Annotated in this window: 20 protein-coding genes and 1 pseudogene; 3 read left to right on the forward strand and 18 right to left on the reverse strand. The window is 40.3% G+C overall.

Annotation, left to right across the window (positions count from 1 at the left end; all coding sequences use genetic code 11):
* Window positions 1–161: 161 nt before the first annotated feature.
* The 7 genes and pseudogenes from ACXAEO_RS12070 to ACXAEO_RS12100 form a co-directional block, all read right to left on the reverse strand.
* Window positions 162–1,790 (reverse strand): M20/M25/M40 family metallo-hydrolase, encoded by a 1,629-nt coding sequence (locus tag ACXAEO_RS12070; RefSeq protein ID WP_474881220.1) that lies wholly within the window; start codon window positions 1,788–1,790, stop codon window positions 162–164.
* Window positions 1,790–2,963 (reverse strand): annotated as a pseudogene (locus ACXAEO_RS12075) (aminotransferase A). The gene ACXAEO_RS12070 and the pseudogene ACXAEO_RS12075 overlap by 1 nt, the downstream one beginning before the upstream one ends.
* A gap of 111 nt (window positions 2,964–3,074) precedes the next feature.
* Window positions 3,075–4,358 carry a TRAP transporter large permease gene (locus tag ACXAEO_RS12080; RefSeq protein WP_474881222.1) on the reverse strand — a complete coding sequence of 428 codons (1,284 nt, stop codon included), beginning with the start codon at window positions 4,356–4,358 and terminating at the stop codon, window positions 3,075–3,077.
* 2 nt (window positions 4,359–4,360) lie between these two features.
* Entirely contained in the window at window positions 4,361–4,864 is a 504-nt protein-coding gene (locus ACXAEO_RS12085; protein WP_474881225.1) for a TRAP transporter small permease, read from the reverse strand.
* Between the two features lie 100 nt (window positions 4,865–4,964).
* The gene (gene lptM, locus ACXAEO_RS12090) at window positions 4,965–6,002 is read right to left on the reverse strand and encodes an LPS translocon maturation chaperone LptM (protein WP_474881226.1); all 1,038 of its coding nucleotides are present in this window, start codon (window positions 6,000–6,002) and stop codon (window positions 4,965–4,967) included.
* Window positions 5,999–6,670, reverse strand: coding sequence for a GntR family transcriptional regulator (locus ACXAEO_RS12095; protein WP_474881228.1), 672 nt, complete (start codon window positions 6,668–6,670; stop codon window positions 5,999–6,001). Before ACXAEO_RS12095 ends, lptM begins: the two co-directional genes overlap by 4 nt.
* A gap of 242 nt (window positions 6,671–6,912) precedes the next feature.
* Entirely contained in the window at window positions 6,913–7,935 is a 1,023-nt protein-coding gene (locus tag ACXAEO_RS12100; protein WP_474881230.1) for a TRAP transporter substrate-binding protein, read from the reverse strand.
* 251 nt (window positions 7,936–8,186) lie between these two features.
* Here ACXAEO_RS12100 and ACXAEO_RS12105 point away from each other — a divergent pair, with 251 nt between their 5' ends.
* Window positions 8,187–9,569 (forward strand): FAD-binding oxidoreductase, encoded by a 1,383-nt coding sequence (locus ACXAEO_RS12105; protein ID WP_474881232.1) that lies wholly within the window; start codon window positions 8,187–8,189, stop codon window positions 9,567–9,569.
* Window positions 9,570–9,738: 169 nt separating this feature from the next.
* Here ACXAEO_RS12105 and ACXAEO_RS12110 read toward each other — a convergent pair whose 3' ends face one another.
* From ACXAEO_RS12110 to ACXAEO_RS12125, 4 genes are all read right to left on the reverse strand, one after another.
* Window positions 9,739–10,209: a DinB family protein gene (locus ACXAEO_RS12110; protein ID WP_474881234.1), complete on the reverse strand. Its 471-nt coding sequence runs from the start codon at window positions 10,207–10,209 to the stop codon at window positions 9,739–9,741.
* A 106-nt stretch (window positions 10,210–10,315) separates the two neighbouring features.
* Complete coding sequence (locus ACXAEO_RS12115) at window positions 10,316–10,738, reverse strand: universal stress protein (protein ID WP_474881236.1); 423 nt, start codon at window positions 10,736–10,738, stop codon at window positions 10,316–10,318.
* A 151-nt stretch (window positions 10,739–10,889) separates the two neighbouring features.
* Window positions 10,890–12,272 (reverse strand): aspartate kinase, encoded by a 1,383-nt coding sequence (locus ACXAEO_RS12120; protein WP_474881240.1) that lies wholly within the window; start codon window positions 12,270–12,272, stop codon window positions 10,890–10,892.
* Window positions 12,273–12,693: 421 nt separating this feature from the next.
* A complete protein-coding gene (locus ACXAEO_RS12125) occupies window positions 12,694–13,539 on the reverse strand; it encodes a hypothetical protein (protein ID WP_474881242.1) in 846 nt (281 codons plus the stop codon).
* Between the two features lie 160 nt (window positions 13,540–13,699).
* Here ACXAEO_RS12125 and ACXAEO_RS12130 point away from each other — a divergent pair, with 160 nt between their 5' ends.
* Window positions 13,700–14,215 (forward strand): hypothetical protein, encoded by a 516-nt coding sequence (locus ACXAEO_RS12130; RefSeq protein WP_474884122.1) that lies wholly within the window; start codon window positions 13,700–13,702, stop codon window positions 14,213–14,215.
* Between the two features lie 409 nt (window positions 14,216–14,624).
* On the opposite strand, the gene ACXAEO_RS12135 is transcribed toward ACXAEO_RS12130, so the two are convergent.
* The 7 genes from ACXAEO_RS12135 to ACXAEO_RS12165 all read right to left on the reverse strand — a co-directional run bounded on the left by ACXAEO_RS12135 (window position 14,625) and on the right by ACXAEO_RS12165 (window position 21,521).
* Window positions 14,625–14,858 (reverse strand): YuzF family protein, encoded by a 234-nt coding sequence (locus tag ACXAEO_RS12135; protein ID WP_474881246.1) that lies wholly within the window; start codon window positions 14,856–14,858, stop codon window positions 14,625–14,627.
* A 76-nt stretch (window positions 14,859–14,934) separates the two neighbouring features.
* Window positions 14,935–15,708: an alpha/beta fold hydrolase gene (locus ACXAEO_RS12140; RefSeq protein WP_474881249.1), complete on the reverse strand. Its 774-nt coding sequence runs from the start codon at window positions 15,706–15,708 to the stop codon at window positions 14,935–14,937.
* Between the two features lie 15 nt (window positions 15,709–15,723).
* On the reverse strand, window positions 15,724–16,956 hold the full coding sequence (locus ACXAEO_RS12145; protein WP_474881251.1) for an MFS transporter: 1,233 nt from the start codon (window positions 16,954–16,956) through the stop codon (window positions 15,724–15,726).
* 169 nt (window positions 16,957–17,125) lie between these two features.
* Window positions 17,126–17,749 carry a LysE family translocator gene (locus ACXAEO_RS12150; RefSeq protein ID WP_474881253.1) on the reverse strand — a complete coding sequence of 208 codons (624 nt, stop codon included), beginning with the start codon at window positions 17,747–17,749 and terminating at the stop codon, window positions 17,126–17,128.
* Window positions 17,750–17,827: 78 nt separating this feature from the next.
* Window positions 17,828–18,931 carry a Ger(x)C family spore germination protein gene (locus ACXAEO_RS12155; protein ID WP_474881255.1) on the reverse strand — a complete coding sequence of 368 codons (1,104 nt, stop codon included), beginning with the start codon at window positions 18,929–18,931 and terminating at the stop codon, window positions 17,828–17,830.
* Window position 18,932: 1 nt separating this feature from the next.
* Window positions 18,933–20,009: a GerAB/ArcD/ProY family transporter gene (locus ACXAEO_RS12160; protein WP_474881258.1), complete on the reverse strand. Its 1,077-nt coding sequence runs from the start codon at window positions 20,007–20,009 to the stop codon at window positions 18,933–18,935.
* 9 nt (window positions 20,010–20,018) lie between these two features.
* Window positions 20,019–21,521: a spore germination protein gene (locus ACXAEO_RS12165; RefSeq protein ID WP_474881260.1), complete on the reverse strand. Its 1,503-nt coding sequence runs from the start codon at window positions 21,519–21,521 to the stop codon at window positions 20,019–20,021.
* Between the two features lie 175 nt (window positions 21,522–21,696).
* On the opposite strand from ACXAEO_RS12165, the gene ACXAEO_RS12170 reads away from it, so the two are divergent.
* Window positions 21,697–22,119 (forward strand): SRPBCC family protein, encoded by a 423-nt coding sequence (locus ACXAEO_RS12170; RefSeq protein WP_474881263.1) that lies wholly within the window; start codon window positions 21,697–21,699, stop codon window positions 22,117–22,119.
* Window positions 22,120–22,167 lie beyond the last annotated feature (48 nt).

Genomic DNA, 22,167 nt, shown 5'->3' on the forward strand with positions numbered 1-22,167 from the left:
AAAAGCAGGGTCCCTCCCTGTTTATATAAGCCTTAACCAACAAAATGTCCCTTTGACTGATCGAGGGGACACTTTGTATTTAAGTAAAGACCCGTCAAAAAACCGCTCATGTTAGCGCATTTCCTTGACGGGTCCTTTCTATTTGAAACGTATATGAACGTTCACCGAAATACTGTATACAATAAATGCTCCAGCATGTTTTTCAGCTTCACAAAAGCATAGTCCATATGAAGCCGTTCTGTCTGTTGATGAGCATCCCGCCCAACAGGCCCAATGTTTAACACCGGCACATCAAATTGCTTCAGCTCTTCAAAAGGAATGCTGTACGTCATATCCCAAACTGGCACGTTTCCTGTATAAACTTCCACTCCGCTCCAGCCTTCTTTCAATCCGACATAACTTAAATCTGAAATGCCGTTAAAATACGGGAGCGTCGTTAAAGGAACGTTATAAACCTCTTTTGCATAGTCTGTTAGTTCCTTCGTCAACTGCTGAATAATTGGTTGATCACTCGTCTCCACCGCTGGGTAAAAAGGCGGGGCAAAAAATAATACAATCATTGGTCCGAGCTCATTGCACAACATCGCCAATTCATCTACAAGCTGAATGGACAGCTCTCGATTGCCAAGCTCTCCTTGTTTCATCCATACTTTCCCTTCCAACGCTTGTACATACTCTTTTCCAAAAAGAGAGACTGCATAATTTTTCAATTGCTCAAATGTGTAAACCTTTACGCTCACCTGTTTATTTTCAATTTCTTTTCCTTGTAGCTTGGCAAAATTTTGAGCACGTTCTTCATAAAAGCGTTCAATATTATTGGCGGCTTTTTCTGCGGTTTCAACGAGCATCTTCACGGTCTCTTCAACCGAGCGCTCCATCAAAAGTAAGTTAAACAAACTTACAGACCTGTGCGGAATTTGAACAGAATAATCTGTTTTCAAATCTCGTTGAAACTGCGCCGTCGGCGGTGGGCTTTCCTGCGAGGAAACTACTTCGCAAAAGTGTGTATTCAATTCCATTTCCATTGTAACCATTGCGCTCATCAATGTTGCATTTAACCCTGAAAACGGTTCGCCTACATGCGTTTCCTTTCCGTAACATAAAAAACCAGGCAGCAGCTTACCAATGGATCCCGTGTAAATATAGTGCTGTTCATCTCCAGGATAACGCGTAAACATCGGTTCAGCGTTGAGCACAAGCTCATAGTCTAGTCCATACGTTTTCGCCATTTCCACTAAAGTTGGAACCGCTGCCCGCATTCCGACAGAATTCACTTCTTCATCAGGTACCGTCACCAATAGAAGATTGCCATCAAACGTTCCCGCACAAGCCTGCTCTATTAGCGACATATGAACAGCCAACCCGCACTTCATATCCATCGTCCCACGTCCGAATAACCACTCTCCTGATTCTAAATCCGCCCGAACAGACGAGGCATATTCTTCCTTGCGCTCAGTCATCCATTTTGTCAGTAACTTCGGATTAAACGCATGCTCTTTGAACAATCCATAATCTTCTACATCAACGACGTCAAAATGACTTATAAGTACAACGGTTTTTTTCCTCTGCTCCTTTTTATACAGTGCCGTCACAAAAAAGCGGCCATCTTCTGTCGGATGAAGCTGGAGCATCTCTTCATTACGCTGAAAATAATCAAGCTGTCCAAGTTTCCCCATCACCTTTTGCGCCATTTCAATTTCCCCGTTTGTCCCTGTGATGCTCTTTACTTCGACTAATTCGCACAACAAATCAACTAACTGCTCTTTTGACTGCATAAGGCCTGCTTTCATTAAAACGTCCCGTTCCTTGCCTGCACTTCTTCCACAAATTGTTCCATTCGGTTAAGTCCTTCACGTAACATGGAAAGCGAATAGGCATAAGACAGGCGCACATACCCTTCGCCGCAAGCAGAAAAAGCGCTCCCCGGGACGACAGCGACCCCGCCCTTTGATAATAGTTCAAACGCAAATTCATAAGAAGTCATGCCAAGAGATTGAATGGACGGAAAAATATAAAACGCTCCTTCAGGCTGAACAACCTCGAGTCCCATTTGCTCCAAGCGGTGCTGCACATAATCACGGCGGGCCATGTATTGGTCATTCATCATTTCGGGGTCACTTCGTCCATTTGTCAAGGCTTCAATGGCGGCATATTGGCTCATCGTTGGAGCGCAAACGGTGTTGTATAAATGTACTTTCACCATTTCGTCTGCAATCTCAGCAGGAGCGAAGGCAAATCCGATGCGCCATCCTGTCATAGAATGGGATTTCGATAACCCGTTAATCACAATCGTCTTGCTTCTCATGCCTGGGAAAGAAGCAAGCGACACATGCTGTTTGCCGTAAACATTTTCACTGTAAATTTCATCCGATACAACAAAGACGTCTTTTGTTTCTAAAAATAAGGCTAACTCCTTAAGGTCTTGCTCTGGCATCACAACACCTGTTGGATTAGAAGGGGAATTGAGAACAACACATTTCGTTTGATCACTCCAATGTTCTTTCAACAACTTAACAGAAAGCTTAAATTCATTTTCCGTCGTATCTATGTATACAGGTATTCCACCACATAATTCGATTAACGGTTCATATCCTGGATAAATCGGAGCAGGAATGAGCACTTCATCTCCGGCTTGTAAAATCGTGCGGAACACAGCATCCAATGCTTCACTCGCGCCAACCGTCACAAGCACTTCCTGTTCTGGATTGTAATCAAGTCCATATGCATCTCTTACAAAATCAGCAGGCTTTTCGCAGTTCGAGCAACCCTGCATTATGCGTATACGCAGTATGATTGTCGGAGATAGCTTTAATTCCTGCCTGTTTTACATGTTCTGGTGTTGGGAAGTCCGGTTGTCCAATCGTTAAGTTGATTGCATGAGGATATTGACTGACCAGATTCGAAAATTGACGGATACCAGGAACTTGTAATTTTTTCACTTGCGGATTTAACAGATGTTTCATCGTTCATCGTCTCACTCTCATTGTAATTTGGCATATAAAACGATAGTTCCAAGGTGATTGGCTCATTTCTTAACACGCGATTGTTTAGAAATGAGCCAATTGTCACATTTGTTATTTTGATAAACTTGGAAGCCAAGTAGACAGCTCCGGCACGTACGTAATGACCAATAAAGAGAAAATCATGACAAGCAAAAATGGAATGATGCCGACAATAATTCGCTCTAGCGGGATTTTACTTACACTTGAGGCAACGAATAAATTAACACCAAGCGGCGGCGTAATAAATCCAATGGCTAAGTTAGCGACTAAAATGACTCCAAAGTGGACCGGGTCAACCCCTAATTTTGTTACGATTGGCAGTAAAATAGGTGCAAGAACAACTAAAGCAGAAATCGTATCAATAAACATCCCGACAACGAGCAATAAAATGTTAATGACAAGCAAAATGATGATTTTATTATCTGACAATGATGTAATGAACTCAGCAATAGTTGTTGGAATTTGCTCTAATGTCATAATGTACGCAAACGAAATCGATAAACCGATAATAATCATCGTTGATGCATTAATTAACACCGCTTCTACTAAGCTATTGTAAATGTCTTTCCATGTTAATTCCTTATATACGAACACACCGATGACCATCGCATATACAACGGCAACAACGGCTGCTTCCGTTGGTGAAAACACGCCCCCGTAAATACCGCCTAAAATAATAACGGGAATTAAAAGAGCCCATTTAGCATCATAAGTTGCCTTCGCCACATCTTTAAAACGAAAGCGTTCTGTCGTCGCTGCCGTATAATTGTTCTTTTTTGCGATAGCAAACGAAACGACCATTAACAGTAAACCAATTAACAACCCAGGGATAATACCAGCTAAAAACATGCTTCCAACGGAAACACCTGCGACTACACCATAAAGAACGAACGGAATACTCGGAGGGATGATGACTCCAATGGAGCCGGCTGCTGCTGAAATAGCGCCCGCAAAGCCTTCCCCGTAGTTTTTCGCGCGCATCGCCGGAATCATGAACGAGCCGATTGCCGCAACCGTTGCAGGACCAGATCCTGAAATCGCTGCAAAAAACATACAGGAAACAACCGTTACCATGGCTAATCCGCCGACCATCCAGCCAACGAGCGCCGTCGCCAAATTAAGCAATCGTTTGGATACTCCCCCTTTTCCCATTAAAATACCTGCCAGCATGAAAAAAGGAATGGCCATTAACGGAAAGGAATCGAGTGATGTAAAAGCTTTTTGCGTAATAATGTTCAACGGAAGTGTCGTAAAATAATAAATGGTAAATAAAGCGGAAACGCCTAGTGCAATTGCAATGGGCACTCCAATGAGCAAACAAAGAAAAAGTGTTCCAAATAAAGCTGCAACTGTCATATTTATGCCCCCTTGCTGATGGCTGGATCGATGGTTTTAGGTGTTTTCCAGATAAGTACAACCTGCTGAAGTAAACGAATAGACATGCCAAATCCGCCTAATGGAATGGCCGCAAATGGTAACCACATCGGCATTTGCATCGCCGGTGACGTTTGTCCGTTTTCATAGCTCATTAAGACGAGGTCTGTTCCATAAATAGCCAAAAAAATGGCTAGTGCAAACCAAATAGCAATTGAAACCGTATCCATCACTTTTCTGCCCAAAGCATTGAATATATTTCGAAAAGCTTCAATCCGAATATGCTCCCCTCTTTTCACCGCAAAGCTCGCCCCAATCCATACTTGCCACACGTGGATGTAGCGCGCAAGTTCTTCGGTCCAGCTCGGGGCAGACCCGAATAAATACCTGCCAATGACCTGCATAAAAATTAAGACGACCATTGCTACCAATGTCATGACTAAAAATACTTCTTCTGCTTTTTCATCTACAACCTTTACTGCTTTCACCTTTGTCGCCTCCTTCAAAATTTTCATTTTTAAACAAGCAGTTCAATGCGGCTTTATATAGCTTGCGTCGCATCAAACTGCCTGTAAAGAATGGTTTACCTTATTGCTCGTTTGCTGTTTTAGCCAATTCGATTAACTCTTCTCCAATTTCAGGTGCATATTTATCGTAAATCGGAAGAGCTGCTTGACGGAATGCTTCTTTTTGTTCAGCTGTCAGTTCATTAATTTCCATACCATTTTTCTTTAGCTCATCCAAAAATTGTGCATCCTGCTCTGCTGCTAACTCACGTTGATATTCACGGAACTCAACACTCGCCTCATTCATTATGACTTTTAAATCATCTGGCAAACTATCATAGAATTCGAGATTGACAAGTAGAGTAGTAGCCGCATACACATGTCCAGTCATTGTTAAATATTTTTGCACTTCATAAAATTTGTTCGTATAGTATAAAGAAACTGGACATTCCATCGCATCAAACGTATTTTGTTGTAAAGCCGTATACAGCTCCCCGAACGCAAACGGTGAGGCATTGGCACCAAAAGCATTAAATGTGTCAGTATGAACAGGTGTTTCCAGCGTTCGCATTTTTAATCCTTTTAAATCTTCCGGTTGTGTAATAGGATGTTGGTTGTTAGACATATGACGGAAACCATTTTCTGCAAACACCAGTCCTTTTAAGCCATTCGTTTCCAAATCTTGCAACAACGTTTGACCAAGCTCTCCGTCCAATGCTTTGAAGGCACTTTCTCGCGAATTGAATAGAAACGGTAAATCTAACACCATAAACTTTTTATTAAATCCTGAAAGTGCTGCCACCGCCGGAATGGTCATCTCGACGTTTCCTAACTGAACCGCTTCTACCGCTTCTCGATCTGACCCATACAGTGAACCATTCGGATACAGCTCCACTTTAATGCGGCCATCCGATTTTGTTTCAACAGTTTCTTTCAGTTTTAAAGCCGCTACATGGGACGAATGCTCCTCAGGAACTAAGTGTGCAATACGTAATGTGTAGCTTTCTTGCTGATCGCCTTCAGCTCCTTCAGTGTTTTCAGATAAGGCCCCTCTTTGTCCACATGCTGTTAATGCCAGCAGTAAAACACATGATGCAATAATAATCAGCCATTTCCTCATTTTATTTCCTCCTTTATTTGGTAAGCTTTAATTCTTAATTCCACTTGTTCGATATGGTCCATCATTCGTTCTCGCGCCGCTTCGCCATCTCCGGCCTTCAACGCCTCTAAAATGGAAAGATGTTCGTTATACGCATCATGGGCGCTTCTTTCCAGCGAGCCTGACAAAATAAGAAAGCGACGATTTAAATTTGTATTTAATTGCTCAATAAATTCACTGAGCTTGTAATTATTACTTCCTTTCGTTAAAAGCAAATGGAATTCCATATCTTTGTCGATGAAGAAAGAAAGGTTTTTCTCTTGGAGGGCTTGAAACTGCTCCGACAGATTTTGTTCTAGCTCTTGAATGATAGAGGACGAAATAGTCGATGCTAGTTTCCAAACGTTGTGGGGTTCTAGAAGTTGTCTCAATTCCAAAAAATTTTCATGGTCATGTTCTGTAAACACAGCTACTCTTGCTTTTTTTCCTTTCTCAATCTCAAGTAATCCCTCGTAAGCTAGCCTGTTCATCGCTTCTCGAATCGGTGTACGACTAATACCAAGAAGAGAGGCGATTTGTTCCTCAGCGAGCTGTTCATTCGGTGAAAACCGGCCGTGGATAATCGCTTTTTTAATAGCACGATACGCTTGATTGGCAAGTGTATCCGCTTGTTTCAGTTTTCGAAGCAATTTGGAGCACCTCCTGTTATGTATATGCATACAGAATTCTGTATACAGATGATTATAGAAGAAACTAGACTGCGTGTAAACCAAATATTCTAAATATTTTTTATATATCTACTTATTGATTTCATGATAGATTTACCTAAGCCGATGGTACCAACCTTACAGGGTTGGTATCATCGGCTTAGGTCTAGCCAATTCAACATGACCGCTCTTTCGTCATGGTGAATTGGCTAGATTGATTTCATTTATTCGTTCGCTTTTTTCGCTTGTTCTACTAATTCCTCACCGATTTCCGGTACAAACTTATCATAGATTGGTTGAGCAGCTTCACGGAATGTCGCTTTTTGTTCTGGTGTTAGTTCATTGATTTCCATGCCTTTTTCTTTTAGTCCTTCTAAGAATTCTGCATCTTGCTGAGCAGATAATTCACGTTGGTTATCACGGAATTCAACAGAGGCCTCATCCAATACTTTCTGCAAATCTTCTGGAAGAGAGTTATAGAAATCAAGATTCGCTAATAAAATCGTAGCGGAGTAAACATGACCTGTTAACGTCAAATATTTTTGTACTTCATAAAATTTATTTGTTTCATAGATAGAAATTGGGCAATCCATCGCATCAAATGTGTTTTGTTGCAATGCTGTGTAGAGCTCACCAAAAGCAAACGGTGAGGCATTCGCACCAAAAGCGTTGAACGTTTCAGTATGAAGTGGATTTTCCAACGTACGCATCTTTAACCCTTTCATATCTTCTGGAGCTGTAATCGGCCCATTATTATTTGATACATGGCGATAACCGTTTTCAGCAAATGTCAATCCTTTAAAGCCGTTGCTTTCCAAATCTTTCAGCAAGCCTTGTCCAAGTTCACCGTCCATTGCTTTAAAAGCATTCTCTCTCGTATCAAATAAGAACGGCAAATCAAATACCATAAATTTTTTATTAAAACCGACAACCGCTGGTGCTGCCGGAATCGTTGCTTCAACATTTCCTAATTGCACCGCTTCAATTGCTTCTCGGTCTGATGCAAACAACGTTGCGTTCGGGTACAGTTGTACTTCAATGCGCCCGTTCGAATTTTTCTCGACCGTTTCTTTAAATGTTTCTGCTGCGATATGAGTTGATTGCTGTTCAGGCGGTAAATAAGCAATCCTCATGGTATATTTGTCTCCATCTCCTTGATTGTCTCCATTTGAAGCCGCTTCTCTCTTTCCACAAGCTGTTGCCAGCAATAACATACAGGCCACAAGAACTAACAGCCATTTTTTCATTACGTATTCCCCCTGCTCTTTCTTTTTTCTCTCTTTTTCTTTTCAACTTGCTACCAAAACAAGAAAACGCTTTCAAAACTATTCTTTCTGCCATGTCCATTCTACTTTCTGATGGGCATATAACACTTTCACAATCTGACCTCCTTTATTTTGTGTATGCATTATTTTGTATACAGTTGATTATATGGTATGGTAATATTTATGTAAATAAAAAATTCTAAAAATTTAATATTTTTAGAAAGGTGGTTACTATGAATTTAGTAGATGACTTAATTTCTTTACTCGGACAAGAACACGTATCAATCAATGAAACTATTTTGCTTCAGCATAGCAAGGATGAGTCTCATCATGAACCAGTCATGCCGGATGTTGTAGTTTTTCCGACTTGCCGTGAAGATGTACAAGCCATTGTCACCTATGCGAATAAACACCGTATTCCTGTTGTTCCCTTTGGGGTAGGCTCGAGTTTAGAAGGACATTCCATTCCGATACATAAAGGTATTTCGATTGATTTTCAATACATGAATGCCATCGTAGACGTAAGGCCTGCTGATTTAATTGTAAAAGTTCAACCTGGTGTGACAAGAATGCAGCTTAACCAAGAATTGAAAAAATATGGCCTGTTTTTCCCCGTTGATCCCGGAGCAGATGCTACGATTGGAGGGATGGCCGCTACCAATGCAAGTGGAACGGCTACTGTCCGTTACGGTGTGATGCGTGACCAAGTGCTTAACTTAGAAGTTGTTCTAGCAGACGGTCGAATTATTCATACAGGAAGTCTCGCTAAAAAATCCTCATCAGGCTATCATTTAAATGGATTGTTTGTCGGCTCAGAAGGGACGCTTGGAGTTTTTACCGAAATTACTTTAAAACTCCACGGAATTCCAGAATCCATTATGGCAGCACGAGCTTGTTTTCCTCATGTCACAAACTGTGTGGAAGCAGCCGTTTCTATTTTAACAGCTGGCATTCCAATTGCCCGGATGGAACTAGTAGATGCCCGTTCCATCGCCCAAGTAAATGAATATAGCGGAACCGATTATCCTGTTCTTCCTTCACTCTTTTTAGAGTTTCATGGAAATGAATCCGGCAATGAAGAAGACACTCAATTTGTAAAAGAACTCGTAACCGAACACGGCTGTTCAGAATTTGTCTTTGAATCAGATTCCAATAAACGGGCCCTCCTATGGAAAGCCCGCCACGACCTTTCGTTGGCGTTTCGCCATAGCAACCCGAAATTACGAGCAATGGGAACAGACGTATGTGTCCCTATCTCCACCCTTCCAGACATCGTCGGTTATACGAGAACGCGCATTGATAATTACGGTTTGGATGGAGCGGTATTAGGGCATATCGGAGACGGTAATTTTCACACGCTTGTGATGTACGATCCAGAAAATGAAGAACATGTTGAGCAAATTGATCAACTGAATGAAGAAATAGTTCACTATGCCTTTAAGCTTGGCGGTACATGTACAGGAGAGCACGGTGTCGGAATTGGCAAAATGAAATATCAACAACAAGAACATGGAGAAGCACTCGAACTCATGCTTGGAATGAAGCACATGCTCGACCCCAATAACATTTTAAACCCCGGAAAGCTTCTTCCTGCTGTTGTTTCACAAGCAAAATAATGAACGAAGGAAGTGTTTAAAAACTTCCTTCTTCTGCTTAATCCTTTTGTTTACATAATGAAATTATAGTTAACTTTTTTTGCGAAAAATTTCTTTTATAAACATTAGTTCGTTCTTCCTAGTTTACAAAAAAAATCAGCTCCGCTTCGAAAACGGGCTGATTTTCATGTTACATATCTTTCTTCACAAACAACGGCAAGTTATCTAATCCAATCATGCGAGCATATACAAACAACTGCCCTTTATGGTGAATTTCATGATCGCGCATCATATGTAGGAACGACTTAGCAGGTATTTGCGCTCCAAACATCTTCGTTAAATCAAGCATTTGAGCTAACTGCTCGTCAGACAAGTTTTCAAGCGTTTCTTTCGTCTTAGCCGTTATTTCGTGTACAAGCTTTTGAAGCTCCTCCGCTGTTTCAACACTTGGTGGAGTTTTTGGAGTTGGGAACGCACCTACCTTGGCAGTTTCAGCGAACGTATCAGCAGAAAACATCATATGTAGCACAAGCTCTTTTAATGTCATCGCCTTATCCCATGGTCGAAATGATAAATGCTCATCTGATAGCATATCCACAATCTCATTTCCTACTAATCGGTGACGAAGCCAGCTATTTGTAAACATTTGTGATTCACTCATTTTTAATCCCCTCTACTATTTAAATGATTTCCTCATCCATCATAAATGTACCTCTTATCCCCTGTCAATGAATGCTGAAGTACACTTCACTTAGCCATCACGCTTTTTACGGAACAATTGTAACAGGACATGGGGCATCATGCAGAACATTGTAGCTGACACTCCCTAACACCGTTCGCTTAATAGCACCGAGTCCCCTAAACCCCATGACGATACTAGTAGCCCCGGTGTCTTTTGCTTCAGCAATAATTTCTGCCCCCGGTGATCCTGTTCGAATTTTTGTGCGTATTGAAATAGAAGAGGTATTAATTTCAGCAAGAGCTGCTTCAAACACCTCTTTGCCCATCTCTTCTTGAAATTCTTGAATTTGTTGTTGACTGACAAAACGCCGTACATTCGGTGTATTATAGGTTGGCTGAACATTTAATAGAATCATTTCAGCCTCTTTTCCTTCGGTCATTGATAAAGCAAAATGAACCGCCTTATGGGAATGCTGCGAACCGTCAACTGGTACAAGTATTTTTTCCACCGTCATCACACCTTTTTCGTTTAATATATACGCTTTTCGTTTTCACGCAACCTTTTTCCTGCTTCTTATGCAAGAAAAGGGCACTATTTTGCAAAAAAAGGTGACTGCCAGATTTGAACAAATCTGATAATCACCTTTTTTAAATGTAGCATTAAATTTTCGAGTAAGAAATGGTCATCATTTCATTGAAATAGACGTTATAGAGAGCATTCACAGCTTTCTCCACACCTTCTGCCTTCACTCCAAACATCATACTAACTTCTGAAGAGCCTTGGTTAATCATTTCCAAGTTTACATTGGCACGTGCAAAAGCTTCCGTTGCTTTAGCTGCAATTCCGACAGACTGATTCATCCCTTCTCCTACTACCATAATAAGGGCCAATCCGCGTTCGACATACACGTTATCAACTTCAAGTTCTGATTGAATTCGGCGGAATACACGCTGCTCTACTTCTTCACTAAATTGATGTTCACGTATAATAACGGAAATATTATCAATTCCAGAAGGAGTATGCTCATAGGAAATCCCTTCGTCTTCCAGAATATGAAGCAATTTACGCCCAAACCCTACTTCTCGGTTCATTAAATATTTGTCAACATGGATGTTACAGAAACCATCATCACTCGCAATCCCGACTACTGGGGAGTCATGATAATTTCGCTTGGCTACGATATATGTTCCCTTCGCTTGCGGATTATTCGTGTTTTTCACACAAACAGGAATGCCTAGCTTATAAACTGGTTCAAGTGCTTCATCATGGAAAACCGAAAAGCCTGCATAAGAAAGCTCGCGCATTTCTCGATACGTCAATTCTTTAATTTCATTCGGGTTCGACACAATCATTGGGTTTACACTGTAAATTGAATCGACATCCGTGAAGTTTTCATAAAGTTCTGCTTTGACACCTGCCGCTAGAATAGAGCCTGTAATATCGGAACCGCCACGTGAAAATGTGACAATTTTTCCTTCAAGCGAATAGCCGAAAAATCCTGGCACAACGAGCACACCTGAACGCTCACGAAGCTCCTCAATTTTTTTATAAGACTCTGGAAGAACGCGGGCATTGCCCGGCTGATCTGTCACAAATATGCCTGCTTCTTTCGGATTTACATAGTGCGCTTCCACCCCGATCTGATTTAAGTAAGCAGCCATTAGTTTCGCATTATTATCTTCTCCACTCGCTTTAATCCCATCGAGCAAACGTGTTGGTTCCTCATTATGTAAAGAAGCAATCAACGCTTTTAAATCCTGCTCAATTCTTTCTAGGATAGCAGAATCAACGCCAAGCTCTTCTGCAATGGAAGCATAGCGACTAACAATTTGGCGCAACGGTACTTCCGTGTCTCCCCCCGCTTTAATTTGATCGGCAAGTGCAATCAACATATCTGTCATTTTAATGTCTTCTTTAAACCGTTTTCCTGGAGCTGACACGACGATGACTTTCCGCTCCTTATCAGCCATAATAATTTTAGCCACTTTTTCAAACTGGGCAGCACTAGCTACTGAACTGCCTCCGAATTTTGCTACTTTCATGATCGACACACCTTCTTTTTGAAAATCGTTCCATTGATTCTCTTATAATAGCACAATTTCAGCGGTTTTAAAGGGGAAGTATCGAATTTTTCTAAAAAATTAGACTTGAAATCGAGAGTGAATTGTGCTCTCTGAGCGAACAAATGTGTTTTTGAAAAGAACAAAAAGAGAGTTTCTATTCTATTTAAAACCTCTACTTCCAGAACATTCTATATGATTTTTTTCATGCTATTTTTCAAAGTACAAGAAAAAACTCCACATTGCAGGACTTTCTATGTTTCATCTCGAATATTTTCCGAAAGCTTTCTGGTATTAAAGGAGGTGAGAATATGAACTGCTTATTGTTTATTATCGTCTTATTTATCATTCAAGTTTCCTTATTAAAAATGGATAACAAAGCAACAAGCAGCGAATGACAACCTTACTTTAATTCCTCATATAAAGACTGGCTGTCAATGATCCAGCGGTCGATCATTCCATCTTTTCGCAGGATAAAACGGATTGTTTTCCGTTTTTTCCCCATGTTCTTTCCATACACCTCTACCTTTACTGGAATTTCTGCTATACTTCCATACTTGCTTTGATGCTGAACGGGGATATCGCCTAATGAAATATGCTCAAATTTGTCTATTTTATTACTCAGCTTTGTCCGACCTTGTTCCGACGTCGTCATTTGAAGCAAAGTGGTATCTCCTTGATTAATACTTTCAGCAAATACTTCAATAATCTCATCCAGTTGCGCATCATGTAAATACGCTGCAAGTTTCCCGGAAGCTTTTAAAATCATCAGTTCATGAGAAAAATCCGGATTTTTAGAACGGTGGGTTGTACTGCCAGAAAAGTGGATACAAAAATGACCTGGAAATCCATTTTGAAGGGCACCAGCTCCGTGTGGCATCCCGTGCATTGAACCAGCAATCAGTTGATCATTTACGAGCACAAGAGCAGCCCGCCTTTTCCAGCTCCATTTCCCGTTATAAATCTCTTTCATCACTTTCGTATCTTTTTCTGTCAGCGGCTGCACGTCTGCATGCTTGCGACCGGCTCTGCGCTGAACATGAAAGACTTTGCCTGTTTCCACATCAATCACTGTAAATTTTGCTTTGTTTGGGATAATCTCATCCACCTTCTCCCACGAAAGCATTTCTATTTGAAAACTAATGGGTGAATCTTCATCTTCCAACTGATGGGCAGAAGCGACAGACGTCATTCCAAACAAAATGAATCCAACAACTACCCTTTGTATGTATGTCCATTTCTTTTTCATATGAATTCCCCTCTTTTTTCTTATTTTTCCAAAGAGGAACCATTCACATGACAGCCAATATATTGAAATTGTTCTGTTTATTCCTTAGAAAAGAATTGAAGGAATTTGCATTGCTTGTTATTATAGAAAAATATTCCTAACGATTAAAGGAGCTTGGATGATGCAAAAAATTTCGCTTGCAGAGGCTGTTAAATTAAAAAGTGTGCTATCAAAAAGAATTCAAGAGCTTGAAGAAGAAATGGATCGCACAGCCTTCGTAGAAATAGAAAAAGGCACCCCGCTTCCAGCGCAAGTTCGTTCGCTGCTTCACGTTGAACAGGACCTAGATGACGTGCGTAAAGATTTCCGGTTACTTGATAAATTGATGTATAAAGCCAATGTCGAAAATACGATTGTGTTTAACGACGAATCCTTAACAATTGTGGAAGCCATTGAACTAGCGACTCAACTTCGGGCAAAAGCTCGAAAGCACAAAGAATACGGTGCAGCTACAAAGGAAGAGCACCCTTATCCGTTCGGAGAAATGTCAGCTATTGTTAAAGTCGCTTTATTCGATCCGGAAGCGTATCGGCTGAAAGGATTGGAATGTGAACGGCAGGCCAACAGGTTGTCCAATTTAATTAATGCGAAAAATTACTCCGTCGAGTTAGATTTCGACAGTGAAAAATATTTTTAATCCTTGAACCGGTGAGACTCCGATTCAAGGCATAGAAGGAGAACCTTTCGTGTACTCAAGTACCTTGTGATGGAAAACGGTATAACCAATAACCCGATGACCCGTTACACGTTTACCAGTAACCGATGACCAACTATGGCAATGGAAGGTCGATGACCATTTTGTCCTCTCCTGACTTTTCAATCTCCTTCTATGAAACCCCGCCTTGCTGCGCAAGCGGGGTTTTTACAGTTTATATAATTAAGATTGCCCACCGTCTTTCTTAATGAATCCCTTTTTTAAGTGCCCGCCGATTGTTTTAATCTTTTTAAAATCAGCTCAAAATCTTCCTTGAAACAAAAGCGCCTCCTCAATACAATCTTATATTCCTTATGATGTATGAACGAGACGGCTTGTTTTAGACCAACAATCAATCTGGCATAATCCAAACCATTTGCTGTATGCGAACAAAAAAGGTAGAATCTTTTTGCGTAATAACTACATGATCTGGTTTCACATCTTTTAAATTCCCTGTCACATTTCCTCTTACTGTTTCAATAACAAGACGCTTTCCAATTACTGTTTTGAGCGTTTCATACACATATGGATCCACCACGCTAATCATTTTCGGTGCCCGTTCATCCTCTTCATGATAATAACTCATCGATAATTCCTCCCTTTTTCGGCATTCTCTCTAATGTATGACTGCATGCCAGAAAGGATGATGAACCATTAATCATTTACTCCCCTTCTTCTAAAGCAGAAACAAATAGCCGCAGAACCGTATTGAATTCCTGCCACTTCCTCGTCGGAATTTGATGAGTCGCATGTGGGACAATATGAACTTGCACGTGCGGGACATATTTTTGATAAACTGAGATGTATTTATTAATATAATCAGACCTGCTGCCGTAAATGAGCAGAAACGGACAACGCAGCGATGAAAGATGAGCACGTCCGTCATATTGCAGCGACATTTTATAAAATTGCTTCCAAACAAGCGGATTTGCTTTATTCATATGCTCTTTTAATTGCTCTCGAAAGAGCGGTTCTTTCGTATGACTGGAGGAAATGAGGTTCGCGAGAAAATACGAACGTTGTGGAAGCAGCTTCACACCTGATAAGTGTTCCATTTTTAAAACGACTGTGTTCACCAGCGGAAAACCGCCCGACAATATGAGGGCCTTTGTTCTCTTTGGATACGTAAATGCAAACTGCTGAGCGATAACTCCTCCTGCAGAATAGCCACATATGACCGCTTCTTCAATGGCTAATTCGTTTAATAATTGTTTCACTTCCTCCACGTACATCGGGATCGTCACCTTTTCAGTACGTGTATCACTATCACCATGACCGCTCAAATCCATCGTAATAATTTGGAATTCATCACATAACTGTTTTTGTTCGCGAAAGGCGACTCTCCCCATTCCAGGAGGATGCAAAAATAAAATCGGTGTACCCCGGCCATGCGTTTCATAAATGAGCTTTTGCTTGCCAACTTGCATCTTTCTCATCATAATCCCCTTTCATCATACGTGGTGAAGCTTTCGTTTTTTGTTTGGATTAATGGCAAACACCGAAAGTAAAAGAGCGGGTAAGCAGCACAATGCTGCAGTGAAAAACATCCCGTCAATAGACGTATCCATCAACATTGAGAACAAAGGAGGACCTGCGGCTACACCAATAAAGCGCATGGAACTGTAAAGGGACGTAATCGTTCCGCGTTCCTCCTGTTCAATCCCTTCTGTAATGAGCGCGTCTAACGCTGGCAAACAAGCTCCAATTCCTATTCCACTTACAAACATAACAACAAGCATCACCCAAATATGTTCAACGAACGTTGCTATACATAAAGAAGCACTTATGATAACCAAACTGATTACAACCACTCGCTTCATTAGTACTTTATTTTGCTCAATTCGATTTCCCGTTATATATGAAGCCAAACAAAGGCTGACGAGCGGAATCGCTAACAGCAATCCTTTTCTTACGCCTTTAATGTCATATATTTTTTCTAAAGTATTGGATAAATAAAAGAGTACGCCAAATAAGACGAACATAACAATGCCTCCAATAATAAAAATGGCGTATAACCATCGTCCATCCTTTTTAAAGATTCCCCGTAATGAGTGAAGAAATTCCTTCATTGGCAACGGTTGCTGTTTGGCTTGTGGAACTTTGACAAACATTGCAATTAAAAAAATGGCGACCGCTGATAACAAAGGAATTGCATAGAAAGGTAAATACCAAAATAGACTCGCTAAAGAAGCCCCTAGGATTGGGCTTACTACCTTCCCAAACGTATTGGCCGTTTCAATTTTCCCGAGGCTGCTGCTTATCTTTTTTTCATCATCTCCAAATAAATCCCCGACAAACGGCAACACAATTGGCGCAGCACCCGCTGCACCGATCCCTTGCAGAGCGCGCCCAATAATAATCAACATATAAGCTGCTTCGTCCATCCCCGCCGCAAATCCGCACATTCCTCCACCCACCCCAGCCAGAAATAAACTTGGAAGAATTACTTTTCTCCTCCCAATTCGATCTGATAAATACCCAGCGATGGGGATGCAAACAATGGCAAAAAGAGAGTAAATCGTAATCACTAAACTGGATTGAAAAGAAGAAATGCCTAATTGCTTTTCCATGACTGGTAGGACTGGTATGAGCATCGAATTGCCAAGCGTCATGACAAGCGGTATAGAAGATAAAGAAATCACTGCCATAATGCCGATCCTTTTTTTCATCTTTGTACTGTTCATCGTCATACTCCTTTGAGATTCCCTTTCTACAACCTCCTTTATTGTTTCCCTACGCTCAAAATACTTTCTTGGAAAAAAGAACAAAAAGGCTTTCCCTGGTCGATACAGGAAAAACCTTTTCTGTGCGTTTTCCACTTTAAGAATACAATCGATAAAGACTGTCGCTTTCTTATTTTTCTGCCAAGGCAATACGAATGCCAATTAAGGCAAATAAACCAGCTTTTCCTTTGTTTATATACCCGTTCATTTTAGGGTAGCGCATAAGCTTCTGACCAATACTTCCAGAAAACATAGCGATAATGATAAAAATGACCACTGCCTGTACCATAAATACAATCCCAAGTATAATCATTTGCAGAACAGGGTTACCGGCTTTTGTCGATACAAATTGAGGAAGGAGAGCTAAGAAAAACAATGATACTTTCGGATTTAAAACATTCATTAAAATTCCTTTTTGATAAAGAGAAAACAAGCTTTTTTGCTCTACTTTACTACGTGTTAAAGGGGTATTTCCTTCTTTTAAAGCCTGCCATGCCATATAAAGTAAATAAACAGCCCCTGCATATTTAATAAGTTGAAACGCTGTATTAGACTGATACAAAAGAGCAGAAATACCTAGAGCTGCTGCCATCGTATGAACGGTAATTCCTGAGCATAGTCCAAGTGCCGTAGCAATCCCTGCTTTTTTCCCATTGGACATACTTTGAGCCATCACAAATAAAATATCTGGCCCAGGCGCAAGCGTGAGTACAATCGCCACAAGCAAAAAAGATCCAAGTAAAGCATAATCCATGGAACATTCCTCACTTTCTTTTTTGATTATGCTACCATGTTATGGTAATCACTGCAATCGCCTGTTTCTCACTCTTCATCATTTCGCCTGGCCGATATCCATAAATTTCATATTTGTCTCAACTGTAATCTCCATATTCTTATAAACATCTGGCCAGTCCATATTTTTCCATTGCTCATACGTCATCTTGCTCCTCACGTGACTTCCGATACTGAGTGAATCGACCCCTTCTTCTTGGAGAATAGCAATAATTTCTGCTGACCGTTCATCTAAGTCCGCGTTAATATCCTTCTCTAACTTCCGCTGATTTTTTTCTTCGTCTAACTCTTCTTCACCTGTATATTCAAGTACACTTCCTTCGATATCAATCTTAATATTAACCTTTACCGGCTCATTGTTAGACATTTTGACGTCCATTTTATATCCTTTCTGGTGGTAATTAAACATCAGTACTTTGCTTTCTTTCGTTTCTGACCCGTTAATATCAATGGTAAAAGTTCCTTCCTTTACATCTTCCCTCAACAAAAATAATATACCTGACTCATCATTTGACAGCTTTCGGACATAGTGGTCATCATCAAACAATGCATAGCCGGTAAGTTTTATTTTTTTATCTTCTACGGAAAAATACGGCATGACTGGATCTGTTCCTTCATCCACCATATCTCGAATAAATTGAAAAATATTATATGTCGCACTTTCTTTTTCTTGAACCATATTTTCTAAAAAGGTCCGAATGTAAGTTGCACTCACTACTTCGTCCTGTTTATGCATTAACAGTTCTTTTGCTTCTCCTTCACCGACAGCGAGCATAACTCTCGCTCCGATGCTTGGGTCACGCATAAAGGTATCAAAAATATCATTCAAACCTTTTTTAGCGAGTTCTTCTCCAAATAAAGCGACACTAATTTGTCCGCTGACAAGCTGAAGATTCGTTTCTTCTTGAAATTTATCTCGCGACTCTTTACTTGACCTTGCCATAGTAGAAAGCGTCTGATGGTCAAACTTCCCTTCTTGAGTAATAGTCGGATAGTTAATCGTAACGAGGAGCGGTTTATCCTCATCATCTGAAACATCATAGGCAATTACATCTACTAAACCGAGCTCATCAATGATTTGCTGTCCGCACCCAGCCAGCAGACTTAACATCAACACTACACAAACAATTGTTGGAAATTTCACATTACATACCTTCTTTTTTCATTCGCTTTTCCACACCCATAATTGGAAAAAGGACGAGCGGAAGAAGTAAAGCGATAACGGAAATTATATAAGTAAGCCATTTGAGCCACTCGTCTACCTCCCGAAGAACATCTGGAATGAACGAAATTCCATAACCACTAGACAGCATCAAAACAATGAGAAAGCGCGGATTCAGCTTTTGAAAAGACCGCTCCCAAAGCTGCTGTCCCGCCCAAAGATACATCACAATTGTAATAAGTATTTTTAGTGCAAACAGTGTAAAAATCAAATTTTCAACTCGTTCAATGAACGGAAAGCGAATATAGGCCAAAAGGGTAATAACCGGATACATATCGTTTAGCAGTTGCTCAAAGCTGAAAAATCCGAAACTAATAACACTGACGGAAAGATACACAAAAAAAGTAATGCCATTGCCGATAAACAGTGATTTTGTCCACTGCTTTTGAACGTAAGGAAACAAGAATAAGCTTAATTCAAAACCTAAAAAGGCTGTATAAACATTCATGCCTCCTTCAAGTAAATCCGTCTCTCCTTTAAAGAAAAAGGGAGTCATCCGTAAAAAACTAAATTCAGGAAGGTGAAAACTAAGAAGAAACACCGTCCAAATCGTAAAGAAAAAAAGAACAACGGTCGCTTTTCCGATATGATAAATGCCCCCGACTAGGAGCATAAAGCAGAGAATAAACGCCATTCCTATAAAAATTGAGATGGGTGTATCTTGATAAAACAACATTTTTAAGAGGAGAATATATTTTTTCGTCACCATCACAGCAAACACAGTAAAAATACTCGCCGCCAGTACATAAAAAGGAAACAAAAGCCAAAAAGGAAGGACTGCTTCCAAAATTTCAAATACAGACCTCCCCTGTCCATATTTATACACTAGAGCAATAAGCAGAAGGTTGAGATTAACTAATACAAAAATGCCAATAAGACCTGCCCACCCGTTCAGACCAAATGTTTCAGCCAACAATCGAGGTAAGCCGAAAAGGGTAACACCGGACTGAATCATATACATTAATATGGCAATTTGTAACGGAGACAGCTTTTCATGCATCCTTTTCACCTAATTCTTCATTTTATTGACATCCGTATTTGAAGATTTTGCTTGTGTCGGTCTTTCTTTTATAAATTTATAGGGAGCCCGAATCACAACATCGACCCAATCTCTCAAATAAGCAGGAGAAAGCGGAATAAAATAAGGTGTTTTTAATACCGTCAAACCGGTCAAATGAACGATGAGCACACCAAGACCAAAGACAAGACCAATGTTCCCCCAAAATCCTGCCAGCAACATAAAAGAAAACCTCACAATCCGAATGGGTGCACTCATCGAGTAACTCGGAATAACAAAGGAGGCAATTGCGGAAACGGCGACGGCAATAATTAAAATATTACTTGTGATCCCCGCTTCGACCGCAGCCTGCCCAATTACAATTCCTCCAACAATGCCAATGGTTTGACCGATTTTAGTCGGAAGTCTCGCTCCTGCTTCACGGAGAAGTTCAATAACAAACTCTAAAAACAAGGCTTCAATAAGCGGTGGAAAAGGTACTCTATTCCGTGACTCCACTAAACTTGGGAGTAATGGCTGCGGAATCATTTCATAGTGGTAGGTCGTAATTGAAACGTAAAAGGCTGTAAATGTAACAGTAATAAACAAAGAAAAATATCTTAACAACCGAATGAATGAACCTGTAATCCACCTTTGATTGTAATCATCGGCTGATTGCAAAAAGTCAAAAAAACTACTTGGCGCACATAACACATACGGACTTTCGTCCACTACTCCAATGACCTTTCCCCCTAGCAATTTAGATGCCACAACATCAGGTCGTTCGGTCGTAAAAAATTGAGGAAAAGGAGAATACGGGTGCTCCTCAATCATTTGAACGAGCATATTTGTATCTAAAATACCGTGAATCTCGATTCCTTCAATGCGCTGTTGAATCTCATTCAGCAATTCCTTATTCACGACACCTTCTAAATACATTAACGTAACCGACGTTTTCGATATTTCGCCAACACGTACAACCATCGTTTTCAAGTGAGCGCTACGAATTTTCCTTCTAATTAACGCGACATTTACTTTAGAAGATTCAACGAACGCCTCATGTGGTCCTAAAATAATGGATTCTGTCTCCGATTCTTGAACAGAGCGGGCTTCCCCTCCTGAAACAGGAGCAAAATAAATCTTCTCATCAAAAGAGAGAAGCGCTTCTCCATCTAAAACCGCACTAATAGCTTCTTTATTCGTACATACCTCTTCCACATTTAAGTGAGAAATTCGGTCTATCAATTCCTCTTTGGTAAGAGTTTGTAGCCAGTTCAACACTTCCTGCTGTACGGTTTGATAATCTACCAGATCATTGAAAAATAAAAGTTCTGCCTCGAGATGAGGAAATTTTTTATGAAAAAGATCCGAGCAATCACTAAATTGTTCTGTAATATGCTGAAAATCTAACGATTGGTTTGATTCTTCATTTTTTGTACACATTCCATCACTAGGCAATGAAGCTGGCTCATCCTGTTTAACAACCCATTTTTTAATTTGACGAAAAAACCTCATTTCACACCCTCGTTACTAGACGATTTTATTTTGTAGTGTTAACCTCTTCCTATTTTTTATACTTTTTCCAAACATTCAACAAGTCGTGAAATATATAATAGCCAGCTTGACAAAACAGAACGTTTGTTTGTATGATAATAGAGTCATAATAATTTATATATAAAGGAGGGATTGTATGAAGAAATGGACAGAAGAAATCGAAATTAACACTTCAATTGATCATCTTTTTACGTACTTTAACGGGTCATTAACAGAGATGCAAAAAATCATGCCACAAGTCGTGGAAAATACGATAGTGAAAGAAACGGAAACAGTGGTAGGAAGCGTCCATCGCCAAACATATAAAGAAGGTGACGAGGTTCAAGAATATGATGTAGAAACGTTAGACTACACGAACACAGATGACCGGAAAACATTAAAGATCGGATTTGTTCTTGCTAGTTTATTTAACATTACCGCCACATACGAATTAACCAAACTCGATGAGCACCGCACATTGTTTACATATACTGCTACGAATGAAGCGCTCAACGAACAGGCAGCACCTTTTGAAACATGCTACCAATCAAGTCGTCGTAGATTTTGTTCAACGTGTTAAAACCGTAGCAGAGTCTGAATACAAACATTAATTTTTATTCATTAAACC

The sequence above is a fragment of the Bacillus sp. ABA4_010 genome (assembly GCF_056159105.1).